Origin of the sequence: Spirabiliibacterium mucosae (genome assembly GCF_014884965.1) — a bacterium.
GTDB classification, from domain to species: Bacteria; Pseudomonadota; Gammaproteobacteria; order Enterobacterales; family Pasteurellaceae; genus Spirabiliibacterium; species Spirabiliibacterium mucosae.
Map to the genome: position 1 here is coordinate 35,825 of NZ_JABTBO010000008.1, position 21,623 is coordinate 57,447.

At 48.1% G+C, this 21,623-nt stretch carries 22 protein-coding genes and 1 tRNA gene; 6 read left to right on the forward strand and 17 right to left on the reverse strand.

All coding sequences use genetic code 11. From position 1 onward, the window contains the following. Positions 1 to 68 precede the first annotated feature (68 nt). The 10 genes from rpsB to HPC37_RS04280 all read right to left on the reverse strand — a co-directional run bounded on the left by rpsB (position 69) and on the right by HPC37_RS04280 (position 10,216). Complete coding sequence (rpsB, locus tag HPC37_RS04235; RefSeq protein WP_208121959.1) at positions 69 to 818, reverse strand: 30S ribosomal protein S2; 750 nt, start codon at positions 816 to 818, stop codon at positions 69 to 71. A 215-nt stretch (positions 819 to 1,033) separates the two neighbouring features. Beyond that, complete coding sequence (locus tag HPC37_RS04240) at positions 1,034 to 2,902, reverse strand: SurA N-terminal domain-containing protein (protein ID WP_208121960.1); 1,869 nt, start codon at positions 2,900 to 2,902, stop codon at positions 1,034 to 1,036. 127 nt (positions 2,903 to 3,029) lie between these two features. Further along, complete coding sequence (gene lon / locus HPC37_RS04245; RefSeq protein ID WP_208121961.1) at positions 3,030 to 5,438, reverse strand: endopeptidase La; 2,409 nt, start codon at positions 5,436 to 5,438, stop codon at positions 3,030 to 3,032. 160 nt (positions 5,439 to 5,598) lie between these two features. After that, a complete protein-coding gene (gene murA, locus HPC37_RS04250) occupies positions 5,599 to 6,861 on the reverse strand; it encodes a UDP-N-acetylglucosamine 1-carboxyvinyltransferase (protein WP_208121962.1) in 1,263 nt (420 codons plus the stop codon). A gap of 19 nt (positions 6,862 to 6,880) precedes the next feature. Continuing rightward, complete coding sequence (locus HPC37_RS04255; RefSeq protein ID WP_208121963.1) at positions 6,881 to 7,141, reverse strand: BolA family protein; 261 nt, start codon at positions 7,139 to 7,141, stop codon at positions 6,881 to 6,883. A gap of 8 nt (positions 7,142 to 7,149) precedes the next feature. Continuing rightward, a complete protein-coding gene (locus tag HPC37_RS04260) occupies positions 7,150 to 7,461 on the reverse strand; it encodes an STAS domain-containing protein (RefSeq protein ID WP_208121964.1) in 312 nt (103 codons plus the stop codon). A 7-nt stretch (positions 7,462 to 7,468) separates the two neighbouring features. Beyond that, positions 7,469 to 8,104, reverse strand: coding sequence for a phospholipid-binding protein MlaC (gene mlaC, locus HPC37_RS04265; protein WP_208121965.1), 636 nt, complete (start codon positions 8,102 to 8,104; stop codon positions 7,469 to 7,471). 24 nt (positions 8,105 to 8,128) lie between these two features. Next, entirely contained in the window at positions 8,129 to 8,626 is a 498-nt protein-coding gene (gene mlaD, locus HPC37_RS04270; RefSeq protein ID WP_208121966.1) for an outer membrane lipid asymmetry maintenance protein MlaD, read from the reverse strand. A gap of 13 nt (positions 8,627 to 8,639) precedes the next feature. Next, positions 8,640 to 9,422, reverse strand: coding sequence for a lipid asymmetry maintenance ABC transporter permease subunit MlaE (gene mlaE / locus HPC37_RS04275; protein WP_208121967.1), 783 nt, complete (start codon positions 9,420 to 9,422; stop codon positions 8,640 to 8,642). Then, positions 9,419 to 10,216 (reverse strand): ATP-binding cassette domain-containing protein, encoded by a 798-nt coding sequence (locus tag HPC37_RS04280; protein ID WP_208121968.1) that lies wholly within the window; start codon positions 10,214 to 10,216, stop codon positions 9,419 to 9,421. Before HPC37_RS04280 ends, mlaE begins: the two co-directional genes overlap by 4 nt. A 176-nt stretch (positions 10,217 to 10,392) precedes the next feature. Here HPC37_RS04280 and lptC point away from each other — a divergent pair, with 176 nt between their 5' ends. The 6 genes from lptC (at position 10,393) to HPC37_RS04310 (ending at position 13,650) form a co-directional block, all read left to right on the forward strand. Then, the gene (gene lptC / locus HPC37_RS04285; protein WP_208121969.1) at positions 10,393 to 10,974 is read left to right on the forward strand and encodes an LPS export ABC transporter periplasmic protein LptC; all 582 of its coding nucleotides are present in this window, start codon (positions 10,393 to 10,395) and stop codon (positions 10,972 to 10,974) included. Next, entirely contained in the window at positions 10,955 to 11,467 is a 513-nt protein-coding gene (lptA, locus tag HPC37_RS04290) for a lipopolysaccharide transport periplasmic protein LptA (RefSeq protein ID WP_208121970.1), read from the forward strand. The genes lptC and lptA overlap by 20 nt, the downstream gene beginning before the upstream one ends. 8 nt (positions 11,468 to 11,475) lie before the next feature. Then, entirely contained in the window at positions 11,476 to 12,201 is a 726-nt protein-coding gene (gene lptB / locus HPC37_RS04295) for an LPS export ABC transporter ATP-binding protein (RefSeq protein WP_208121971.1), read from the forward strand. Positions 12,202 to 12,212: 11 nt separating this feature from the next. Further along, positions 12,213 to 12,710: a PTS sugar transporter subunit IIA gene (locus tag HPC37_RS04300; RefSeq protein WP_208121972.1), complete on the forward strand. Its 498-nt coding sequence runs from the start codon at positions 12,213 to 12,215 to the stop codon at positions 12,708 to 12,710. A 1-nt stretch (position 12,711) separates the two neighbouring features. Next, positions 12,712 to 13,566 (forward strand): RNase adapter RapZ, encoded by an 855-nt coding sequence (gene rapZ / locus HPC37_RS04305; protein WP_208121973.1) that lies wholly within the window; start codon positions 12,712 to 12,714, stop codon positions 13,564 to 13,566. Positions 13,567 to 13,573: 7 nt separating this feature from the next. Beyond that, a tRNA-Arg gene (locus HPC37_RS04310) sits at positions 13,574 to 13,650 on the forward strand. Between the two features lie 157 nt (positions 13,651 to 13,807). Here the strand turns inward: HPC37_RS04310 and HPC37_RS04315 are convergent. From HPC37_RS04315 to HPC37_RS04345, 7 genes are all read right to left on the reverse strand, one after another. Then, positions 13,808 to 14,137: a hypothetical protein gene (locus tag HPC37_RS04315; RefSeq protein WP_208121974.1), complete on the reverse strand. Its 330-nt coding sequence runs from the start codon at positions 14,135 to 14,137 to the stop codon at positions 13,808 to 13,810. 59 nt (positions 14,138 to 14,196) lie between these two features. Beyond that, positions 14,197 to 14,964, reverse strand: a complete 768-nt coding sequence (locus HPC37_RS04320) for a hypothetical protein (RefSeq protein ID WP_208121975.1) — start codon at positions 14,962 to 14,964, stop codon at positions 14,197 to 14,199. 15 nt (positions 14,965 to 14,979) lie between these two features. Continuing rightward, positions 14,980 to 15,315: a hypothetical protein gene (locus HPC37_RS04325; protein WP_208121976.1), complete on the reverse strand. Its 336-nt coding sequence runs from the start codon at positions 15,313 to 15,315 to the stop codon at positions 14,980 to 14,982. Between the two features lie 126 nt (positions 15,316 to 15,441). After that, a complete protein-coding gene (locus tag HPC37_RS04330; protein ID WP_427915957.1) occupies positions 15,442 to 19,911 on the reverse strand; it encodes a TipJ family phage tail tip protein in 4,470 nt (1,489 codons plus the stop codon). Then, positions 19,836 to 20,189: a hypothetical protein gene (locus HPC37_RS04335; RefSeq protein ID WP_208121978.1), complete on the reverse strand. Its 354-nt coding sequence runs from the start codon at positions 20,187 to 20,189 to the stop codon at positions 19,836 to 19,838. Before HPC37_RS04335 ends, HPC37_RS04330 begins: the two co-directional genes overlap by 76 nt. Before the next feature lie 10 nt (positions 20,190 to 20,199). Further along, the gene (locus tag HPC37_RS04340; RefSeq protein ID WP_208121979.1) at positions 20,200 to 20,856 is read right to left on the reverse strand and encodes a tail assembly protein; all 657 of its coding nucleotides are present in this window, start codon (positions 20,854 to 20,856) and stop codon (positions 20,200 to 20,202) included. Next, positions 20,799 to 21,527: a C40 family peptidase gene (locus HPC37_RS04345; RefSeq protein ID WP_208121980.1), complete on the reverse strand. Its 729-nt coding sequence runs from the start codon at positions 21,525 to 21,527 to the stop codon at positions 20,799 to 20,801. Before HPC37_RS04345 ends, HPC37_RS04340 begins: the two co-directional genes overlap by 58 nt. Between the last annotated feature and the right edge of the window lie 96 nt (positions 21,528 to 21,623).

Here is a 21,623-nt window from a genome sequence, read left to right on the forward strand (position 1 = left end):
CCCCTGCTAACCCAATATTCATTGTGTGGTTAATAAGGGCAAATTGCCTTATTACGTCACGCTGCAACTTATTCTGCTGCTGGAGCTTCTTCTTTTGCCTCAGCTGCAAAGCTTTCTTCGGTAACTTGTGGTTTTGATTGCTCACGACCTTCGTTTACCGCAGCCGCTGCTGCTGTCAAATACAATTGAATTGCGCGAGCGGCATCATCGTTACCTGGGATGATGTAGTCAACACCGTCTGGGTTGGTGTTGGTATCCACCACCGCGAAAACTGGGATGCCAAGGTTGTTGGCTTCTTTGATCGCGATATGCTCGTGGTCAGCGGCAATCACAAAGATCGCATCTGGCAAACCGCCCATATCTTTGATACCACCTAAGCTGTGCTCAAGTTTTTCCATTTCACGGGTGCGCATCAAAGCTTCTTTTTTGGTTAATTTGTCAAATGTGCCGTCTTGAGATTGAGCTTCTAAATCTTTCAAACGTTTAATGGATTGACGCACTGTTTTCCAGTTAGTCAACATACCACCCAACCAGCGGTGGTTCACAAAGAATTGGTTACAACTTACTGCGGCTTCTTGCACGGCTTCAGTGGCTGCACGTTTAGTACCAACAAACAAAATTTTACCGCCGTTGCTCGCAATGCGAGTTAACTCTGCCAACGCGTCGTTGAACATAGGAACGGTTTTTTCAAGGTTGATGATATGAACGCCGTTGCGTGGTCCAAAGATGTATGATTTCATTTTTGGATTCCAGTAACGAGTTTGGTGACCGAAATGGACGCCTGCTTGCAGCATGTCGCGCATTGAAACTTGTGCCATAATAATTTCCTTCTATATTGGGGTTTAGCCTCCACATATCCTGCCTTATCGACCGTTTGGCACCCCGACAAGCAGTGTGTGATATGTGTGTGATGTTTTCATTAATCAACGTCTTGCCGAAAAGCATAGACGGCGCAATTTATACCATAATTCAAACCAAATGGCCACCCTTTTCTCGTGGCAAAAAAATCCCCACCGAGGTGGGGATTACCATTCTAGTTGTCGCGCTGTGAGATAAACTCATTGTTAATCTCAATTTTTGCTTTATCGCGCAACGCTTGAATTAAGCGACGATACGCTTGGCGCTGCTCGTTTTGCAAATAGCCCTCGCGAATGGCTTGCGCTTGTTTTTCATCGGCCTTGCCTTGGCTGACTTCAAGCAGCTTGGCGATAAACACCTCACCTTGGCCATTGCGCACCACGGCGTAATCCCCTTGCGCTTTGGGTTGAATACTGAAAATGCCATCACGCAGCTGCGCATCTTGCGTGTTGAGATAGACAAATTTTTCCACCTTGTCATTCAAGCTCACGCCCTCAGGCAACGTCGCTTTTTGCCCTTGGTTGAGCGCGTCAACCGCACTTTTGGCTTGACTCATCAGCTCGGCTTGCGCCTTTTCTTGCTTGAGGTAAGCCACAATGTCGGCTTTGGCCTCTTCAAGGCTACGAGTGCCAGCTGGTTTATGATCCACTACACGCAAAATAATGGAGTGCTGATCACCTACATTAATGGCCTCTGAGTTCATCCCGCCTTGCAACAAATCAGTATCAAAAATGTTATACACCACGTTGGAAAAGTTCAGCTCCGCCGGCACGTCTTGACGGGTGAAAAAGCCCGTGGTTTGCACTTTTTTGCCGACTGCTTTTTCCACATCGTCAAGCGAGGCTTGGTTTTCAAAGGCTTTTTCCGCGGCTTCTTTTTCCACGCGGTAAAAATCCGTTGCCGCAAGTTCATTGCGAATCGCCTGCTCAACTTGGCCTTTCACTTGTTCCAAGCTTGGTGCGTTGTCTTCACGCGCGATCACTTTAATGATGTGATAAGCGCCGTCCACGTCAACGGGTTTGCTCACCTCGCCCACTGCGGTGGTGTTGGCCACTTGTTCAAATTTTTCAGGGAAGGCGCCCGCTTTGCTCCAGCTGAGATCGCCCCCATTGACCGCACTTAGCTTATCAGTCGAGTTCGCTTTGGCCAGCTCAGCAAAATCCGCGCCTTGTTGCAACTGTTGATAAAGCGCGTTGGCCTGCTCTTCACTGCCGACTTGAATGTGCGCCAAATGCTGGCGGTTTTGTGCAAAATCACTTTTATGATCTTGATAATACTGCGCAATTTCCACATCAGTGACGTTGATATTTTTTTCAATATCAGGCTTGGCGATGTCAATAAATTCCACTTTCACCTGCTCAGGCACGGCGAAGGCGGATTGATGCGCTTTGTAATATTCGCTCACCTCTTCATCGCTCACGCTTTGAGCAGCTTGGATTTTCGCGATTGGCAGTGCAGTCAAGTTGACCTCACGGGTTTGATAAAGCTGCTCGTTGAGTGCTGCCAGTTGCGCTTCACTCACCGTTTGCGAGCCCAGCAAGCCTTGTTGCAGTTGGCTCATCACAATCCCACCACGCAGGCTTTGCGCGTAATAATCCGCGTTCAGGCCGTTGACGCGCAAAAATTGTTGATAGCGCTCGTTGTCAAATTTGCCGTCTTTTTGAAAGGCAGGCTGGCTGACGATATAGCGTTTGATTTGCTCATCACTGACCGCCAAACCAAGCTCGTTGACGTATTGCGCCAGCAGGGTGTCATCCACCAAATTGTTGATCACATCTTGGCGCAGGCTCGCCACAAACTCGGGTGAATCCATCAATTGGGCAAATTGTGGCCCCATTTGCTCACCCATGCTGCGCGTTTGTTGTTGCAGCGCATTTTGAAACGCCCGTTGGCTAATTTCCTCACCATTGACCTTCGCCGCCGAGGTATCCACGCGCCCCACCAAATAGGTGCCAACACCGCCTAGCACAAACGACACGGACACCAGTGCGAAAATGACTTTCCACACCCAGCCACCAACGCCGTTGCTCAATTTCTCCATCATAATTGATTTACCTTTTTTATTGTTCTCATCACGCAGTTCAAAGCCCTTATGATCGGCTACTTTGCCAACGCTGTCAACCGCCCGACCGCACTTTTAAAAAAGCCAAGCACACAGCTTGGCTTTGGGATTAATTCACCGTTTTCGCACTTGGGCTTTTACGCAAGCGTTTTTTTGCTGGCGCCATCACCGGCTTGACAATCTCTACTCCTTCAGGTGGGTTGGCCAAGGCATAAGAGAGCACCTGATCGATGGTTTCCACCGGGTGAATGGTCAGCTGTTTTTTCACGTTGTCGGGGATTTCTTCCAAATCTTTCACGTTGTCTTTTGGAATCAACACCGTTTTGATGCCACCGCGATGGGCAGCGAGCAATTTTTCTTTCAAGCCGCCAATTGGCAACACTTTGCCCCGCAAGGTAATTTCGCCTGTCATCGCCACATCGGCGCGCACTGGGTTGCCCGTTAAGCTTGAGACAAGTGCGGTACACATCGCAATCCCCGCACTTGGGCCGTCTTTCGGTGTAGCCCCTTCAGGCACGTGGACGTGAATGTCGCGTTTTTCGTGAAAATCGCTATTAATGCCAAGGCGCTCTGCCCGCGCGCGCACCACCGTCATCGCCGCTTGGATGGATTCTTTCATCACATCACCCAAGGAGCCAGTGTAGACCAGTTTGCCTTTGCCGGCGACACTGGCGGTTTCAATCGTGAGCAAATCACCGCCCACTTCTGTCCACGCCAGGCCTGTCACCTCACCAATGCGGTTTTCGGTATCAGCCTTGCCGTATTCAAAGCGTTTCACGCCGAGGTAGTCGTGCAAGTTTTTCTCGCTCACGCGCAGGGATTTTTTCTTGCTATTGGTCAGCAAGGTTTTCACCGCGCGGCGGCAGATTTTAGAGATTTCACGCTCCAGCGAGCGCACACCTGCCTCGCGCGTGTAGTAGCGGATAATGCCTAAAATCGCGCTGTCGTCCACGCTGAGCTCGCCCTCTTTCAAGCCGTTGCGCGCCATTTGTTTGGCGAGCAAATGCTGCTTGGCGATGTTAAGTTTTTCATCTTCGGTGTAACCTGACAGGCGAATCACTTCCATACGGTCCAGCAGTGGCGTTGGGATGTTCATGGAGTTTGAGGTGGCCACAAACATCACGTCCGATAAGTCATAATCCACTTCTAAATAGTGATCGCTAAAGGCGTTGTTTTGCTCTGGGTCAAGCACCTCAAGCAGCGCTGAGGCTGGGTCGCCACGCATATCCGATGACATTTTATCAATCTCATCGAGTAAAAAGAGTGGGTTTTTCACGCCAACTTTGACCATTTTTTGCATCAATTTGCCTGGCAATGATCCGATGTACGTTTTACGATGCCCGCGAATTTCCGCCTCATCACGCACGCCGCCGAGCGCCATGCGCACATATTTGCGCCCTGTGGCGTTGGCAATGGATTGCCCCAGTGAGGTTTTACCCACCCCCGGTGGCCCCACCAAGCACAAAATTGGCCCTTTGACTTGATTTAAACGGGTTTGCACCGCCAAATATTCCAAAATGCGCTCTTTCACGCGCTCAAGCCCGTAGTGGTCGGCATCGAGCACTTTTTGCGCGTTATCTAAATCTTTTTTCACCTTGCTGCGTTTGTGCCACGGCACTTGCACCAGCCATTCAATGTAGCTGCGCACCACGGTGGCCTCAGCCGACATTGGTGACATCATTTTCAGTTTTTGCAGCTCGCTTTCGGCCTTTTCTTGCACCTCTTTTGGCATTTTAGCGCTGAGAATTTTGCCGTGCAGAGTGTCAATTTCATCGTTGCCACCTTCCCCTTCTCCGAGCTCTTTTTGGATCGCTTTCATCTGCTCGTTGAGGTAGTAATCGCGCTGGCTTTTTTCCATCTGTTTTTTCACACGGTCGCGAATGCGCTTGTCCACTTCTTGCAGCGCCATTTCACTTTGCATGGTGACAATCAAATACTCAAAGCGCTCGCACACGTTGTTTTTTTCCAACAACGCTTGCTTGTGCTTAATTGCCACCGGCATATGGGCAGAAAGGCTATCGCTTAAGCGCACAGGGTCGGCAATTTTGCGCAGCGCGCTGAGCACCTCTGGCTGCACTTTTTTGTTGCTGGCAATGTAGGCCTCAAATTCATCAAGTGCCGTTTTGCTGTACACCTCCAGCTCTTGCTCGTCGCCAAGCACATCAGGCAGCACGCTGACATCCGCGCTGATGCGCTCGCCATCGTCGTCGTAGGTTTTGATTTTGGCCCGTTTTTTGCCTTCCACCAGCACTTTCACGGTGCCATCAGGCAAGTTAAGCAGTTGGATCACACTCACCAAGGTGCCGTAGTCATAAATATCGTCGCGCTGCGGGTTTTCTTGGTCAGGATTTTTTTGCGCCACCAGCAGCAGCTCTTTGCCGTTTTCCATGGCGTAGTTGAGGCTGTTTTTGGATTTGTCACGGCCAACGAATAATGGCATCACCATATAGGGAAACACCACAACGTCACGCAGTGTCAACACGGGAATCTGTTTTTTGGTGGTTGTTCTTGCACTCATTATTCTTCTCTCTTGAAAATTGTCGTTAATATAGGCTATATGGGGGTGGTTATTGTGAACTCAAGCCTGTTTATGATTTTTCACGCCAGTTTACTGTGTCTGTTTGAAATTGACAGCGGCTGGAGAAAAAAAGTGCGGTCAAGACCGCACTTTTACACATTTATTCGCTAAAACGTTCAATTCGGGCGCCGAGCTTTTGCAGTTTTTCTTCAATCCGCTCATAGCCGCGGTCGATGTGATAGATGCGGTCAACCACGGTTTCCCCTTGGGCGATGCACCCTGCAATCACCAAACTGGCGGAAGCGCGCAAATCGGTGGCCATCACCTCCGTGCCGTGCAGTGTCTCCACGCCGTGGCAAATCGCAGTGTTGCCTTCAATATCCGCTTTCGCGCCCATGCGCACCAGTTCAGGCACGTGCATAAAGCGGTTTTCAAAAATGGTTTCGGTGATAATGCCTGTGCCTTCAGCCACCATGTTGAGCAATGTGAACTGCGCTTGCATATCGGTCGGGAAACCTGGGTGTGGTGCGGTGCGCACGTTTACCGATTTGGCCCGCTTTCCTTGCATATCCAGCGTGATGGTATCTTCGGTCACCTCAATTTTCGCGCCCGCTTCTTGCAATTTCGCCAGCACGGCATCGAGTGTATTCGCGCGCGTGCCGTGGCAGGTGATTTTGCCACCCGATACAGCCGCGGCAATCAAAAATGTGCCCGTTTCAATGCGATCAGGGATCACGCTGTGCTCGCCACCACCTAAGCGCTCAACGCCTTCGATGGTGATCATATCCGTGCCTGCACCTTGAATGTTGGCGCCGAGCGTGTTTAAAAACTCGGCAGTGTCCACAATTTCAGGCTCGCGCGCGGCGTTTTCAATCACGGTTTTGCCGTCGGCTAAGGTGGCGGCAATCATCACCGAAAGGGTTGCCCCCACGCTGACTTTATCCATAATAATGTGCGCGCCTTTCAGTCGCGCTTGGCGGCTGGCTTTCACATAACCGTCTTCGAGTTTGATTTCAGCGCCGAGTTTTTCCAAGCCTGAAATGTGCATATCCACAGGGCGCGCGCCCAAGTTGCAGCCACCAGGCAGGGAGACTTGCCCTTGGGCAAAGCGGGCCACCAGTGGCGCGAGTGCCCAAATTGAGGCACGCATGGTTTTCACCAGTTCATACGGGGTGACGAAATGGTTGACCGCACTTGCATCTAAGGCGATGGTGTTGCGATCGCGTTTGTCCACTTTCACGCCCAAGGTGGTAAGGATTTTCAAGGTGGTGGTGACATCGCGCAAATCAGGCACGTTGGTCAAAGTGACGGGTTCTTCAGCCAAAATGGCCGCAAACAAAATAGGCAATGCTGCATTTTTCGCACCTGAAATGTCAACATCACCACTTAAACAACTTTTCCCATAAACCCGAAACTTTTCCATTTTTTATCCTTAACGTCGATTATGCTTGCACGCCGTTGAGCAGGCATGCTTGTTTCCATTTTGCTTTAGTATACGTTTTTATTGACAAGGCGTGAATATCATTGCTGGCAATATGCGCCATTAATGGGGCATAAATCAGCTGTTGTTGTTTCACTTTGCTCATCTCGGCGAATTGATCACTCACCGCCACCACATTAAAATGGGCGTTTTCACCTTGCACGTACACTTCATCCAAAGCAAGTGCCTCGCGCAAAATAGCTTCAATTTCTGTTGCGTCCATGTTTTATCCTATTCAACAATAAAGGCATCCAGCCAAGTATCCAAATCATACAGCAGCGCCAAATCCCGCAAAATCGCTGGCGCATGGTGCAACCGCACTTGCCCTTTTTGGGCATAAAAATGCACGATGTCGCACAACAGCGCAAAGCCCGCAGAATCGAGTTGGCTGAGCTCACGCAGGTCAATATCAATTAGCGATCCGTGCTCAACCAAACTCTCGCGCGAATGCCACAACGGCTGGAGGCTCTCGCGGGTTAGCGCGCCTTGAAAAGCGAGCGTGGCGCCGTGTTCAGTACGGCTACTGTGCCATTGCAATGCCAAAATGCACCTACTTAATCACAACCGGCTGGGCGGCGCTTTTTTCAATTTGCGCGGTGAGCGCATCAATGCCTTGGGTGCGCAAAATGTTGCTCCACTCGTTTTTCTTGGTTTCCACCATGCTCACGCCGTCGGCAGCCATGTCATAGGCTTGCCATTGGCCGGTTTTGGTGTTTTTACGCCATTTGAAATCCAAACGAATAGGCGCAGCGCCTTGTTGCATAATGTTCACCCGTTGGCTAACGATGGTTTGATTGCCCAGTGGCTTTTCTTGCTCGAGCTGAATTTTTTGCCCTTTATACAACGTGAGCACCTGCGCGTAAGTTTGTTCAATAAATTGCCCAAACGCGTTGAAATAGCGCGTGCGCTGCGCCGGTGTGGTGCTTTGGTAATGCTGGCCCAGCACCAATGACGCAGCATAATTGACGTGCACAAACGGCATCAAGTCATTGCGCACGATGGTGCGCAGGTAGTTTGGGTCTTGTTTAATTTTAGCCTGATTGGCATTGATGTCATTAAACAATTTGTCTGTCGCGTTTTTCATTAATGAATACGGTGTGTCTTGCGCTTGCGCCACGTTTAAGGCCAGCAAGCCTGTCAGCAGCAGCGCGCCGAGTTTCAATAATTTTTGTGCGTGTTTTAACATAGTTTCTCCTTAAAGCGTGCGGCTTTATTGTGTATTGGTTTGCCCATCCGGGCTGGCTTGTTTATCGCCGTATAAAAATTGCCCAATTAAATCTTCCAGCACCATCGCTGAGGTGGTGTCGTGGATCGTATCACCATTTTTTAACATAGCAACACTGCCATCGTCAAAGCCAATATTCAACGCGATGTATTGCTCACCGAGCAAACCCGCGGTTTTGATCGACAATGAACTGGTGTCGGGAATATGGTTGTAGGCTTGATCAATATTGATTTTCACCAGCGGCAAATAGCTTTGCGGGTCGAGCGCAATTTCACTCACCCGGCCAATCACCACGCCACCGGCTTTCACCGGCGAGCGCACTTTCAGCCCGCCAATATTGGTGAATGTGGCCTGCACGGTGTAGGTTTTGTTTTCACCAAAGCCTTGCACATTGGCCACTCGCAGCCCCAAGAATACTAGGGCGGCGATGGCGCACAATAAAAAGAGCCCAACCCAAAATTCGTATTTTACTGCTTGACGCATGTTTTTTCCTTCTCTAATTCCCGCCGAACATCATCGCGGTTAAAATAAAATCCAGTGCTAACACAGCCAGTGAGGACTGCACCACGGTGTTGGTGGTCGCGCGGCTGATGCCCTCTGAGGTTGGCAGCGCATTATAGCCGTTAAACAGCGCAATCCACACCACCGTGATGGCAAAAACCGCACTTTTGATCATGCCGTTGCCGATATCCGTGCCCCAGCTGACCGCACTTTGCATCACCGACCAAAAGCTACCGCTATCAACTCCTTTCCAATCCACGCCCACCAGCGCGCCACCCCAAATGCCCACAGCCATGAACAATACGGTCAATAGCGGCATGCTCACCACACCCGCCCAAAAGCGCGGTGCAATCACGCGGCGCAAGGGGTCAACCGCCATCATCTCCATGCTGGAGAGCTGCTCGGTGGCTTTCATCAAGCCGATCTCCGCCGTTAGCGCCGAACCCGCGCGGCCAGCAAACAAAAGTGCGGTCACAACAGGGGCCAGTTCACGCAGCAGCGACAGCGCCACTAACTGGCCGAGGCTGGTTTCGGCTGAAAATCCTGAGAGCACCACATAACCTTGCAGCCCCAGCACCATGCCGATAAACAACCCCGAGAGCAAAATAATCAGCATCGACTGCACGCCGAGCACATAAAGTTGCTTGATAAACAGCGGGAAGTAGGTTTTCGGGTTTGGCACGCCCACGAGTGCGCCGTAGAGCATCATGCCCGAGCGCCCAAGGGATTTGAGGCTGTTAATGGCCCAGCGGCCAACGCTTGCAACCCATTCAATCATAAAAATAACTCATCTGTGTAGGCCTGCGCAGCAGGGTAATGAAATTGCACCGGGCCGTCTTCTTGGCCGGCCAAAAATTGCTGCACCCGCGGGTCTTGGCTTTGCGACAGTGCCTCGGGCGTGCCTTGGGCGATCACTTTTTTATCCGCCACAATATAGGCGTAATCCGCAATGCTCAGCACCTCTTGCACATCGTGAGAAACCACAATCGAGGTCAGCTTCAAGGTTTGGTTGAGCCGCTTGATGAGGCTGATGATCACCCCCATGCTGATCGGATCTTGGCCGGTGAACGGCTCATCATACATCACCAAATCCGGGTCAAGCGCCACTGCCCGCGCCAACGCCACACGCCGCGCCATGCCGCCTGACAGCTCTGATGGCATCAAGTGCGCCGCACCACGGAGCCCAACGGCTTGCAATTTCATCAAGGTGAGCTGGGCAATCAATTCTTCAGGCAGCTGGGTGTGCTCCCGCAGAGCAAACGCTACGTTGTCAAACGTGCTCATGTCGGTGAACAACGCACCTGACTGAAACAGCATGCCCATGCGTTTGCGCAGCTGGTAGAGTTTGCGGGTTGAAAGTGCGGTCAAATCCACACCATCGAACAAAATCTCACCCGCATCAGGGGCGATTTGCCCGCCGATCAATTTCAAAAGCGTAGTTTTACCAATCCCAGACGGGCCCATGATGGCGGTGATTTTGCCCGTTTCAACTTTTAAATTTAAGTTGTCGTAAATCACCCGCTCGCCACGTTTGAAGCTGAGATTGTTCACTTCCACTAAATAATCTGTCATAAAAATCCTTCTTTTGCCTGCGCCTATTATTTCACAAAGCGCGGCCAAGGCAAAATGTGCTGTGATATTCTATGAATTCAGGCAGAATGTCAACTTTAACACAGTGAGCAAATCGAGCGCACATTTTGCTGCCTTTATGCTAAAATACGCAAAAAAGTGATTGAAAGGATAACAACGTGACCTCACGCTGGAACATTTTATTAGTGATTATCGCCCTCGCCCTCAGCGGCTGGTATTTCACTTTGAATCAACAAGATGACAGCCTTGAGCGCGCTAAAATCAAGCCGCAAGATGCGCCCGATTACATCGCTCAAGAGATGCAAACCACCGTTTACGCCATCGACGGGGTGAAGCAATACGTGGCCGATGCCAGCAAAGTGATTTATTTTCAACATAATGGCGAAACGCAGTTTGATGCCCCTGAGGTGTTTTTGTATCAAAAAAACAAGCAAACCGGCGAGCTGGAAAAAAGCTGGCGCTTAAGTGCTGATGCTGCCACACTGAGCAAAGACAAAATGCTTTATCTCAAAGACAATGTGCTGGTGCAAAGCTTGCTGCCCGACAGCCGCATTCAAACGCTAAAAACCCAAAGTGCGGTCGTCAACATCGCGACACAAGATATAACATCTGATACAATGGTTAGTATTCATGGGCCACAATTCACCACCACAGGCAATGTGCTCACGGGGAATTTGCGCCAACAAATTGCGACATTAAAAGAGCAGGTTAAAACACAATATGAAATTAACACTCACTAACTCACTCACCCTTGCCGCGGCGCTGTTGTGCTCTGTGTCGGCCTATGCGTTAAAAGACGACACTCAACAGCCGATTAATATCAGCTCTGATAATCAATCCCTTGACTTGGAGCACAATGTGGTGACCTTCTCCGACAATGTAGTGATCACCCAAGGGTCGATTTTGATCAAAGCGGGCAAAGTGACCATCACCCGCCCAGGCGAAAATGACAAAAACGGGCAAGAAAAGGTGGCCGCCTATGGCTCGCCGGTGTCCTTCCAACAGCAGTTAGACAACGGCAAAATCATCCATGGCCGCGCTAATCAAGTGAACTATGATGTTGGTGCACAATTTTTAAAACTCACAGGCAACGCCCAGCTTAAGCAAGAAGACAGCCAAATCGACGCGCAGATCATCACCTATGATGTGCAAAAACAACAAATGATCGCCAAAAACAACGGCAAAGGCCGCGTCAAAACCGTGCTTTACCCAGCGCAATTACAACAAAAATAGGGCACGTTATGGCAATTTTGACAGCAAAAAACCTCGCCAAAGCCTACAAAGGCCGGCAAGTGGTGCAAAATGTGAGCTTGGATATTCACTCAGGTGAAATCGTCGGCCTGCTCGGACCAAATGGCGCGGGTAAAACCACCACGTTTTATATGATTGTTGGCTTAATCAAAAGCGACAGCGGGCTGATTGACATCGACGGGCAAGACATCACCTTGCTGCCGATGCACAACCGCGCGCAAAAAGGCATTGGCTACTTGCCGCAAGAGGCGTCTATTTTTCGTCGGTTGAGTGTTTACGACAACTTGATGGCCGTGCTACAAGTGCGTAAAGATCTCGACAACAGCCAGCGCAAAGCCCGCGCCGAGGAGCTTATCAGCGAGTTTAACATTGAACATATTCGTGACAATCTTGGCCAATCCCTCTCTGGGGGTGAACGCCGGCGAGTCGAAATTGCTCGCGCGCTGGCCGTCAATCCTAAGTTTATCCTGCTTGATGAGCCGTTTGCTGGTGTTGATCCGATTTCGGTGATTGATATTAAAAAAATCATTTTGCACCTCAAAGAACGTGGCTTGGGTGTGCTGATAACAGACCACAACGTGCGGGAAACGCTGGATGTGTGCGAGCGCGCCTACATCGTGCGAGAAGGCCATATGATGGCCACCGGCACACCAGCGCAAGTGCTCGCCAACGAGGATGTGAAACGCTTTTATCTCGGTGATCAATTCAAATTGTAATGGATGCCAACATGCAATTAACGCAACTGCTCAGCCCGCAAACCGTGCGCCAAGGTGTACTGGCGTCAAGCAAAAAACGTTTGATGGAAATCGTTTGCGACATTTTTGCTACCCAGCAAGACAAAGCGCAAGAAAAGTACCCGCTCTTGGAAGCGTTATGCGATCGTGAAAAAGTCGGCTGCACCGCACTTGGCGCGGGGATAGCACTGCCGCATATCAAAACGGAACATGTAGAAGCGCCTACAGGCATTTTTTTGCAACTCGCCAACGGCATCAACTATGACGCAGGTGACAACAAAGAGGTGGATTTGATTTTTGCTCTCTTTTTGCCTGCCGAAAACGCCCAAGCGTACGCGCCACTGCTGCCAGAAATTGCACAAAAGTTAACACAAAAAACGCTAGCCAAGCAGCTGCGCAATGCCACCTCTGACGATGAACTGTGGCATATTTTTGACAACCTTGACCAACAAACGGCGCAAGCGCCATTAACAACCGAGACGGAGGCGTGATATGGAATTGATCATCATCAGCGGCCGTTCAGGCTCAGGAAAATCTGTTGCGCTACGTGCATTAGAAGACATTGGCTACTATTGTGTCGACAACCTGCCGCTGGCGCTGCTGAATCAGCTGGTGGACATCTTGGCGCAAAACCAAAGTGCGGTCGCCATCAGCTTAGATATCCGCAATATGCCGCACGATCCAGACGTGCTCAACCAAGTGCTCGCACAACTGCCAGAGCGCGTGAACGTCAAAATTATTTTTCTGGATACTGATAAAAATGTGCTGGTTCGCCGGTACAGCGATACGCGCCGGCTGCATCCACTTTCAATTGAAAACATCCCACTGGACAGCGCCATTGCCCTTGAGCGTGAGCGCCTTGATCCGCTTTTTCAACACGCGGATCTCGTCATCGACACCAGCGCCATTTCAACCCATGATTTGGCCGAAAAATTGCGCCAATTTATCCAAGGCACAGGCGATAAACCGCTGAATATTGTGTTTGAATCGTTTGGCTTTAAATACGGCATCCCGATTGACGCTGATTATGTTTTTGACGTGCGTTTTCTACCCAACCCACACTGGGACCCCGTGCTGCGCCCACAAACAGGGCTTGATGAAGGCGTGATTGACTTTTTAAATCGCCACAGCGAAGTGCACAATTTCATCTACACCACGCGCAATTACATTGAAACCTGGCTGCCGATGCTCGAGCAAAATAACCGCAGCTATTTAACCATTGCCATCGGCTGCACAGGTGGCAAGCATCGCTCGGTTTACATCGCCCAACAACTTGGCGAATATTTCCAAGGCCGCGGAAAAAACGTGCAAATACAGCACCGCTCCCTCATGCACCACAAAAAATAACACCCGCGAATGTGTAGCTCAGCTGGATAGAGCAATCCCCTCCTAAGGGATAGGTCGTCGGTTCGAATCCGACCACGTTCGCCAAATTTTTCATTGGGTTATAAAGATAGCCCTCTTACTAATTTAGACGTACTACTAGTTATATTACTAGTTAATCAAATAATACTGCTTTTCGACCTAGCTTTGCCCCTGCTGATTTATGTCAAACAGGGGCGCAAATATGAATAAATTACATCGTGTTCTATCCTTCCTTAATCTCACCATCAGCAAATGTGTGTGGATTCACATAGCCAGGATAATCATCAGGCACGAACTCCGCAGGCTTGGTTTGAATAAGCTGTGTCAATGCCCAATCATGCGGATTTTCTGCGCGGTCAGGCAGTGGCTGCAAGGTGAAGCTGTTAAATGACAGTGCTGACTTGCCCGCCTTCCTTGCTTTTAGTGACACATACGAGCCAACAGTCACTGTGGCGTAATCACTGGTGTAATCAATGTTTAACGCTGTGATTTCATGATATTTAGCAGTTGCGCCTGTTTGTTCATCTTCAATTGCTTTTTCGATGTATTTCATAATTTACTCCTAGTTTAATAAAAGAAAACCGCACTCTTAAAAGTGCGGTTGTTAAAAGATCATCGAGTTAATACAAAATAACGCCCATTATCGTGCATTATTCGCTCTTCATCTGAGGTAAAATCTGCTATTGACAGCATTCTCGCTCTACGCACTGAGCGCATTTGTTTCGCACATAAACACCTTGCGCCTGCGAATCCCCCATTTTTATCTGACGCATCAAAATATCTAACACCTCCTTCAGTGCGATTTGTAAGGGGCGCATATAATCTTCCGCTGCTGTAATTGCCTATTTTAAGCCCTCTAACATAAACAATCTCTTCGCTTGATGCTGACACAAAAGTTACCCGTTGTTGTTCATCTAGCGTCGCTATACCATACCCCCATAACTTCGCAGAATGCACAGGATAACAACAATAAAGCTTAAAATTCCAAAATGGCGAGGGGATAAAATAAATACCTGATTGTGTATGATCACGAATACCCACGTTAAACCCACCATAAGTTTCGAAAACCATTTTCCGTCGACCATTAATATCATAGCGAAACCCAAAACCTGATTTAGTATCACTATGGGTATCTCCCATGAATTTCATAAAAATCAGGGGAGCACCCATTATTTTAGCAGCTTCAGCACTGTCCATATTCACTGTTGGAAATCCTAATGAGCCAATTTTTATATCGGGTGGTAGGCTCTTATTACTACGAAATTTTAGACTTTTGATAGGCTCACCAGATGTAATGCTAAATTCAAGAATATGGCTTAAATAATAACATGGCTCTGAAAGCGCTTTAATTCCATCAACAGATAAACTATATTCACTCATGAAATAAATCCTATATCAGGCAACTACAATAATTATTTTTGATAGAACCATTCTCTTATTTATTGGATCTACCCATGCGTATGTGCTGTTAGGTAATTCTTGCCCCGTATTATGGCCTCTATATGGTGCAAGTTTTAACTTATCCCCAACAATAGCAAAATAAAACAATTGAGTGCCTGCAAAATCATTACCAGGATAAGCAAGAGGCTCATCAACAATAAGAATCTCTCTGGGGGGTATGGCCCAGCTTAAAACCCAAATCAAGAGAAATAGTTTCATTTCCTTTTGGGAATGGGAAAGTTTTTCTAAATCGGAATATACCGCTGACAACACCGTTAACAGCAATCCCATTTTCCATCCCTCTGCTAGTTTTTACTTGAATACCATATCCAGCCATTTCGCCCTCTTTCTTCTCTCGTTTTAACGAGATATAAAAAAGCAGCCTGAAGGCGGCTGCTATTGTCAAACAAATTATCATTAGAAAAATTTTCCCAGAATAACACGCGGATTACCTTTTTCATCAAAGACAACTATCCTGTCATTATTCATTGATAAACCAATATTCTTTTCAGGGTTAGCACGGATCGAAACATGCCCCTGTTTAGAAACATTAAAACGGCCATTCCCAATACTTATCTCACCACCATCAAATTTAGCTCCTTGTACAACCCCCTTAGTAATAATATCTCCATTCATTGCAAGCATTGAACGCCCTTCATACTGCTGTACTGACATTAAATTAGTTACAGTACCATCCGACTTGTTCTTCACAATCCCGAATTTGTCGGCCATCACAATTACTTGGCTTTCAGCAGTGTTATTATCCGCTGATGCACCTAACGCAATCCCTGCAATGGCTTTTCGACCGCCTGCAATGGCTTCGGTTTTGAGGGTGTAGGTACTATTGACCTTACCTTCAAGCGTTGCAGTAGCTTTCTGTGCCGCGGTGATTTTGGCATTAATAGCTTTCTCTTTGCTATCAAGGCTGGCGCTTAATGCGCTCACTTTACTCGCCTGCGCTTGGTCTTTTTCTGTGACCGTGCGCTCAAGCGTGGTGATTTTTGCATTGGTGGCAGTAATTGCGGTATCTGTGTCTTCAGGTGCTGGCGACCAGTCGGTAGGCTTGTTTCCTAACTCCAATTTAACTTTGGATATGTTTATACTTTTCCCATTCAGATTTCTACTTCCTATGAGAATAAATGCTCGTTCTGAAGTAAAATCAGATGTAAAAGTCGCAAACCTTATAATATCCATATCACTACTAATAGATATTGGGTTAATGAATTGGTTTCTCCCGTCTTCCCTCATCAAGAATACATAGTCTAATATATCGTGGCCATCTTCTGACCAAGCTCTCATAGATAGGGTGTATTCTCTTCCTCTTACTACGCGAGTAGTTCTATATTTTACTGGAGTGGCGATTCCTGTTGGGTCAGAATCGGGATATGTGATTTTAATAATCCTGTCATACCTCTCTCCTATAACAGACACTTCACTCCGACCACCCCATATTGAGTATTCGCTGAAAACAGAATCCCTTAACAAATTCCGCCCACCGATACTAATATTATCAATTCGGCTTGACAACGAATGATAGTTTTCGGCTTGAGCCTCGTCCTTTTTGCTGACAGTATTGGCAAGCTCGGTAATTTGAGCTTCGACGGCTTGATCCTTGCTGTTAATATCAGATATTAACTGATTTACTCTCTCTGTCTGTGCTCTATCCTTTTCAGAAACGGAGCTTTCAATCCCAGTAATTTGAGATTTAATAGCGCGCTCCTTACTATCAAGGCTCGCGCTTAAATCAGCCACCCTGCTTGCTTGTGCCTTATCTTTCTCGGACACAGTCCGCTCAAGGGTAGTAATTTGGGCACTGGTTGCGGTGAAATCAGCATCGATATCCTCAGGCGCTAAAGACCAGTCAGTGGCGACCGTTCCACGCTCTACTTTCAGATCGTAAATGGTAAACCAATCACTACCGCTTGCACCTTGCACACCTATCAATATGTAGTATGAATCAGATGTTTCAGGCGCGGTGAATGTTATTTTGTAACTAGAGCGGAAACTAGCACTGGCATCGATGGTGTCTAACCTTGTATTCCTAGATAGCTCGTCATTCATCAAGTAAATGTAGTTCCACCGCGGAAATGTGGCCTGCCCCTTGAACGACAACGTGTAAGTTTCACCCTGAATAAGCGACATCTTTTTATGCTCGTTGGAGGTGTGAACCCCAATTGCTGAACCTTGGGCATCTGACGCTGCATCAACACGTATAATCGTTCTGTTAGAGTACTCCACCCTTCTCACTTTAGGAAAAAGCCGCCCCCAAGCGTTAAACCCAAATCTGAAGTCTGAGTTTCTTAGTAAGTTACGACCACCAACACTGAGGTTATCAAAGCGGCTCTCTAAGGAAGTAATACTTTCTGATGTTGCCTTATCTTTCTCAGCAATTGTCCGTCTTACACTATCAACCGCACTCTCGACACCTTGGATCTTGGTGTTTGCTGTTTCTACCAATTCGGCATTAGCTCTGTCACCTTCCGCACGAGCGGTTCTTTCGGCCTGCAACCCACTCAATGCCTCTCCCGCTCTGGCTGTAGCGTTCTCGATCAGCTTAGCTTGATTGTCGGTCTTGTCCTCGATGCGCTTGATTGCCGTTCCCCGCGCTTGTGCTTCTCTCTGTATCTCCTGAGCACGTGTTTGCGATTCTTTTTGAATGGCACGAATACGCGCTTGGCTTTCGCTTTGCAGCGCAGCAATTCGGTCGCGGGTTTCTTTCTCAATAGCGTCATCGGTAGATTGAAGCTGAGCAATCAACTCTTGCCCCAATTGGCTACGCGTAATTTGCCCTTCAAGCATTGTGACAATATTGTCAGGGTTGTGGTCAGATTGTCCCGTCACGTAAACCGGCTCACCGGTAGAGCCTTTGGTATCGCGTAAACGAACAAAGATATGGTACGTGTCAGATAGCTCGACATTGCCAATAGTGTAATCAGATTGTGGATAGGCTAAATCCACTAGCTTTTGCGCACGCTCAAAGTTGTCATGCTCTTTACTCGCCCACAACTCGGTCACATAGCCCAGAGTTGCAGTTTTCGGCAAATCCCAAGACAAGCTGATGGCGTAGAATTGCGGTACTGCAATGAGGTTCTTGATTGTCAAATCAATATCAAACGATTTTGTTGTCGGCTCGGAGTATTGCCCCGCTTGATTTTTTGCGCGAATAACGGCGGTGTAATGCCCATTCGGCAGCCCCTCAAATCGCAGGCTTAAATCTTTGACGTCAGTGTATGTACGATAGAGCTTTCCATCTCGATACAGCTTGATTTCATAGGTCACAATGCCCACAATGCTTGGCTGTTCCCAGGTCAAGACTATGCCATCAGGGGCGACAGATACAGCCACCTCACTCAATTTTTGCGGAGCCCCGGTGTACAAAGTCGTGCTGCGCGGCTCAAAGTGCGCACCATTGTCCACAATTTTTTCTTTCTGCGGCTCGTGTTGAAGGGCAGTAATGGTGTAAATACCGCCCTCATCTTCGCTAATTGCAATGGCTTTGTATAAGCCTTCTCGCACTTCAGCGGTTGATAATGACCAGGCATTATCTACCTGCAAGTTTTTTGGCACAGATTTTAAAGTTACAACTGCACCGTCAACGCTCGCAATGTCAGTAGACGCACTTTGGGCGTCAGCATTGATGTAGGACAAAGTAGACTTGCCATTGATAGTAATTTCGCGGTCAAGTGTGACTTTTTTGCCATCAACGGACACAATGCGCCCGCCAATAGTAGTGCCTGCATATTGGTTATCGGCAACTTTAATGATGTCGCCTGGCAAGTGCATCAACCCTTCTCGGCCAACTTTAAAGGTGATGGTCTCTTTCTCGAGCTTTTCAGTTTCAAGAATCCATTTGCCTAAGCGGTGCGCTTGCCCACGTGAAGTGCAGCCGAACGCAGTGACTTTCTTTACATTGAGCCCAAAGCGTCTGATTAGATTGTCATCAGCCACATACTCAATCTTGCGCTCATAAAAATCATGCGCATCTAGATATTCAACGTGAATGGCTGTATGGCGAGCTTTACCAGCACTAAAGCTGCGTTCAAAACTGCCCTCTACAACATTGGCGTTGGTATATACCCAAACAGGGTCAGCTGGGCGGTCTTGAATGGCGGTGAGCTGTTGGCCATTCCATACCGGCATGGCGCGGAATACGCTAGCAAGGTCATTAATCACCTCGTAGGCTTGACGCTGCTCGGTAATCCAACAGTTACACGTCATGCGCGGCTCATTACCACCAAAGCCATCAGGCACGCTCACATCACAGTATTGCGAAATGGCGTAAAGCGCCCATTTATCCACGCCAAACTCGCCTAAGCGGTTGCCCATGCCGTAACGAGCATTAGTCATGAGGTCATAGAACACCCACGCAGGGTTATTTGTCCACGCTAGTTTAAATGTACCATCCCATAAACCATCGTAGGTGCGCGCAATAGGGTCGTAGTTACTAGGCACTTTGACTTTGATGCCGTAGATTTCATAGTTGCGTTGTGGCAAGCCATTGAAGTAGTCACTATCAAACATCATGCCAACGACAGCAGTGTTTGGGTAAGTTAATTCAGTATCGATAACCTCGGTATAGCTTGCCCACAAGGTGGCATTTTGCAGTCGCTGACTTTTGCTGTCAGCATCAACGCGTGTAACTGTGATGTTGAATGGTGCTTTTGGTAAATCTGTCACAACAATTTGGCGTAAATATTGACTGCTATGCTTTCCGTCGAATGTGACAGGGTAAACTCTTTCACCCACCTGAACGCTTAAATCAACACGTGCGCCCACAGTATCGCCATTGTCTTTTTGTTCAAACAACGCTTTTACGCCAACGGTAATGCGCAGGCGAGTGATTTTATTATTGTTGACTGTACGAGTGATTGGATTGGCTTTTTTAATTCTACGCCAACACTCACCTCACTTTCAGACGCATTAAATCCACCCATTGCGGACTGGCTCGCTGTACCAATACGCCCGCGCGCCTTGAGGTTCTTAAAGTTATATTCGCCATCTGCGCTTTGAATAGGCGTTTTGTTCAAATAAACGGATTTCACGCCATCAACAAGGCCTTTGATTTCACCTTCTGAAATCACCTCAACAATTTTTACCCGCTGTTTTGAACGATTGTCATCGGGTTGCTCATACGGAGTATGTCCGCCGCCGCCACCTTTGCCCATGATTTACCTCTTAAAATAAACTATCGCCTTTACCAAATATGCCGCGGTTACCGGTATCAATATTAGCCGCCTGCTCAATTTCATCTTCCACATCGTAGGTTTCCAACCCTTGTGAAATCACCAATGACCCCACCATAATGCGCCCATAGGCCAGGGGAACCGGCCGGCCTTGCGCAACAAGATTGGATAAGTTAGAGAATGATGTAGACTGTTTCTTTTCTTTGCTGTCGCCAACGCCTGGCATGGCTGGTGGTTTCATTAGTATTTGAGAAACGCCACCCAATAACATTGACGCACCAAAGCCGCCAACCATTAAAGCGGTATTACTAGCCATAAGCCCTAATCCTAAAGGACCAAGTGCAAACGCCGCTCCGATTAAGGCAATGCCGGCAATTATTCCAAATGCACCACCACTTTTTGCACCTTTCAAAAGAGGCGTAACGTGAATAGTCATGCCGTCTTTGAGCTTGTGATAAATCTCTCTGAGACCTTCATACGTCAGATATTTGCTTCCTAACCGCACTTTGTACCAGCCCCGCTGCATTGCTTGACGTAGATTAGGAATTTGCACTATCAACGCCCTAATCGCCTCGGCAGTGTCTTTAACATTTAGTTCGAACTTATCGCCAAATCGTTTAAGATCGCCGTAAAATCTAACTGTAACCATCGCTTGTTTCTCCAAATGCTGTGCGTGTGTTTTAGCCAGTAGCCATCGTACAAGTCGCGCTTAGATAGCCTTTTCGGGCTATGGTGAATAACGTAGTTGTTGCCAAGATAGACTGCCGCATGATTTGGCACATCCGCACCGATTGTGATCAGAATGACATCACCAATTTGTGGCTTATCAACTTGATAAAACCCGCATTTCTCGATGTTCTCAAGATACAAAGTGCGGTTGTCATACCACCAATCATCCCACCGCTCAAAATCGGGTAAATCAAGGCCACTGAGCATATAAGCATCACGCACAATGCTGTAACAGTCTTGTTCGCCATGGATAAACTCACGCCCCGTTAACGGCGCGATATTGCGGTATTTGTGAATTTCGCCGTTACATACAACCCACCAATCAAGAGCAGATTGCACCTGCATTTGGCGGTCGGCCTCCGATAAAATCGGCTTGCCGTCGGGGTGAGAGTGAACCAGTGCCACTATGCCGTCGTATAATTGAGCTTTAAGCCAATCATCAGGGTGGATTTCAAAATAGTTTTCGCCGTCGTCTGCGATGTTTTCGCAAGGAAGGAATATTTTTTTATCCCCATCAAATACGACAAAGCCGCACATTTCGCGCGGCTCTTGTTGTTTTGAGTAATTTAATATTGTATCTTGTAGTTTCATAATATTTACTTATGTTTACTGATGTCCACTGATGAATAATGTTGACATCTATGAACCTTACCCTATATACTCTTAAGCAATCCACCCTGAAGCAGT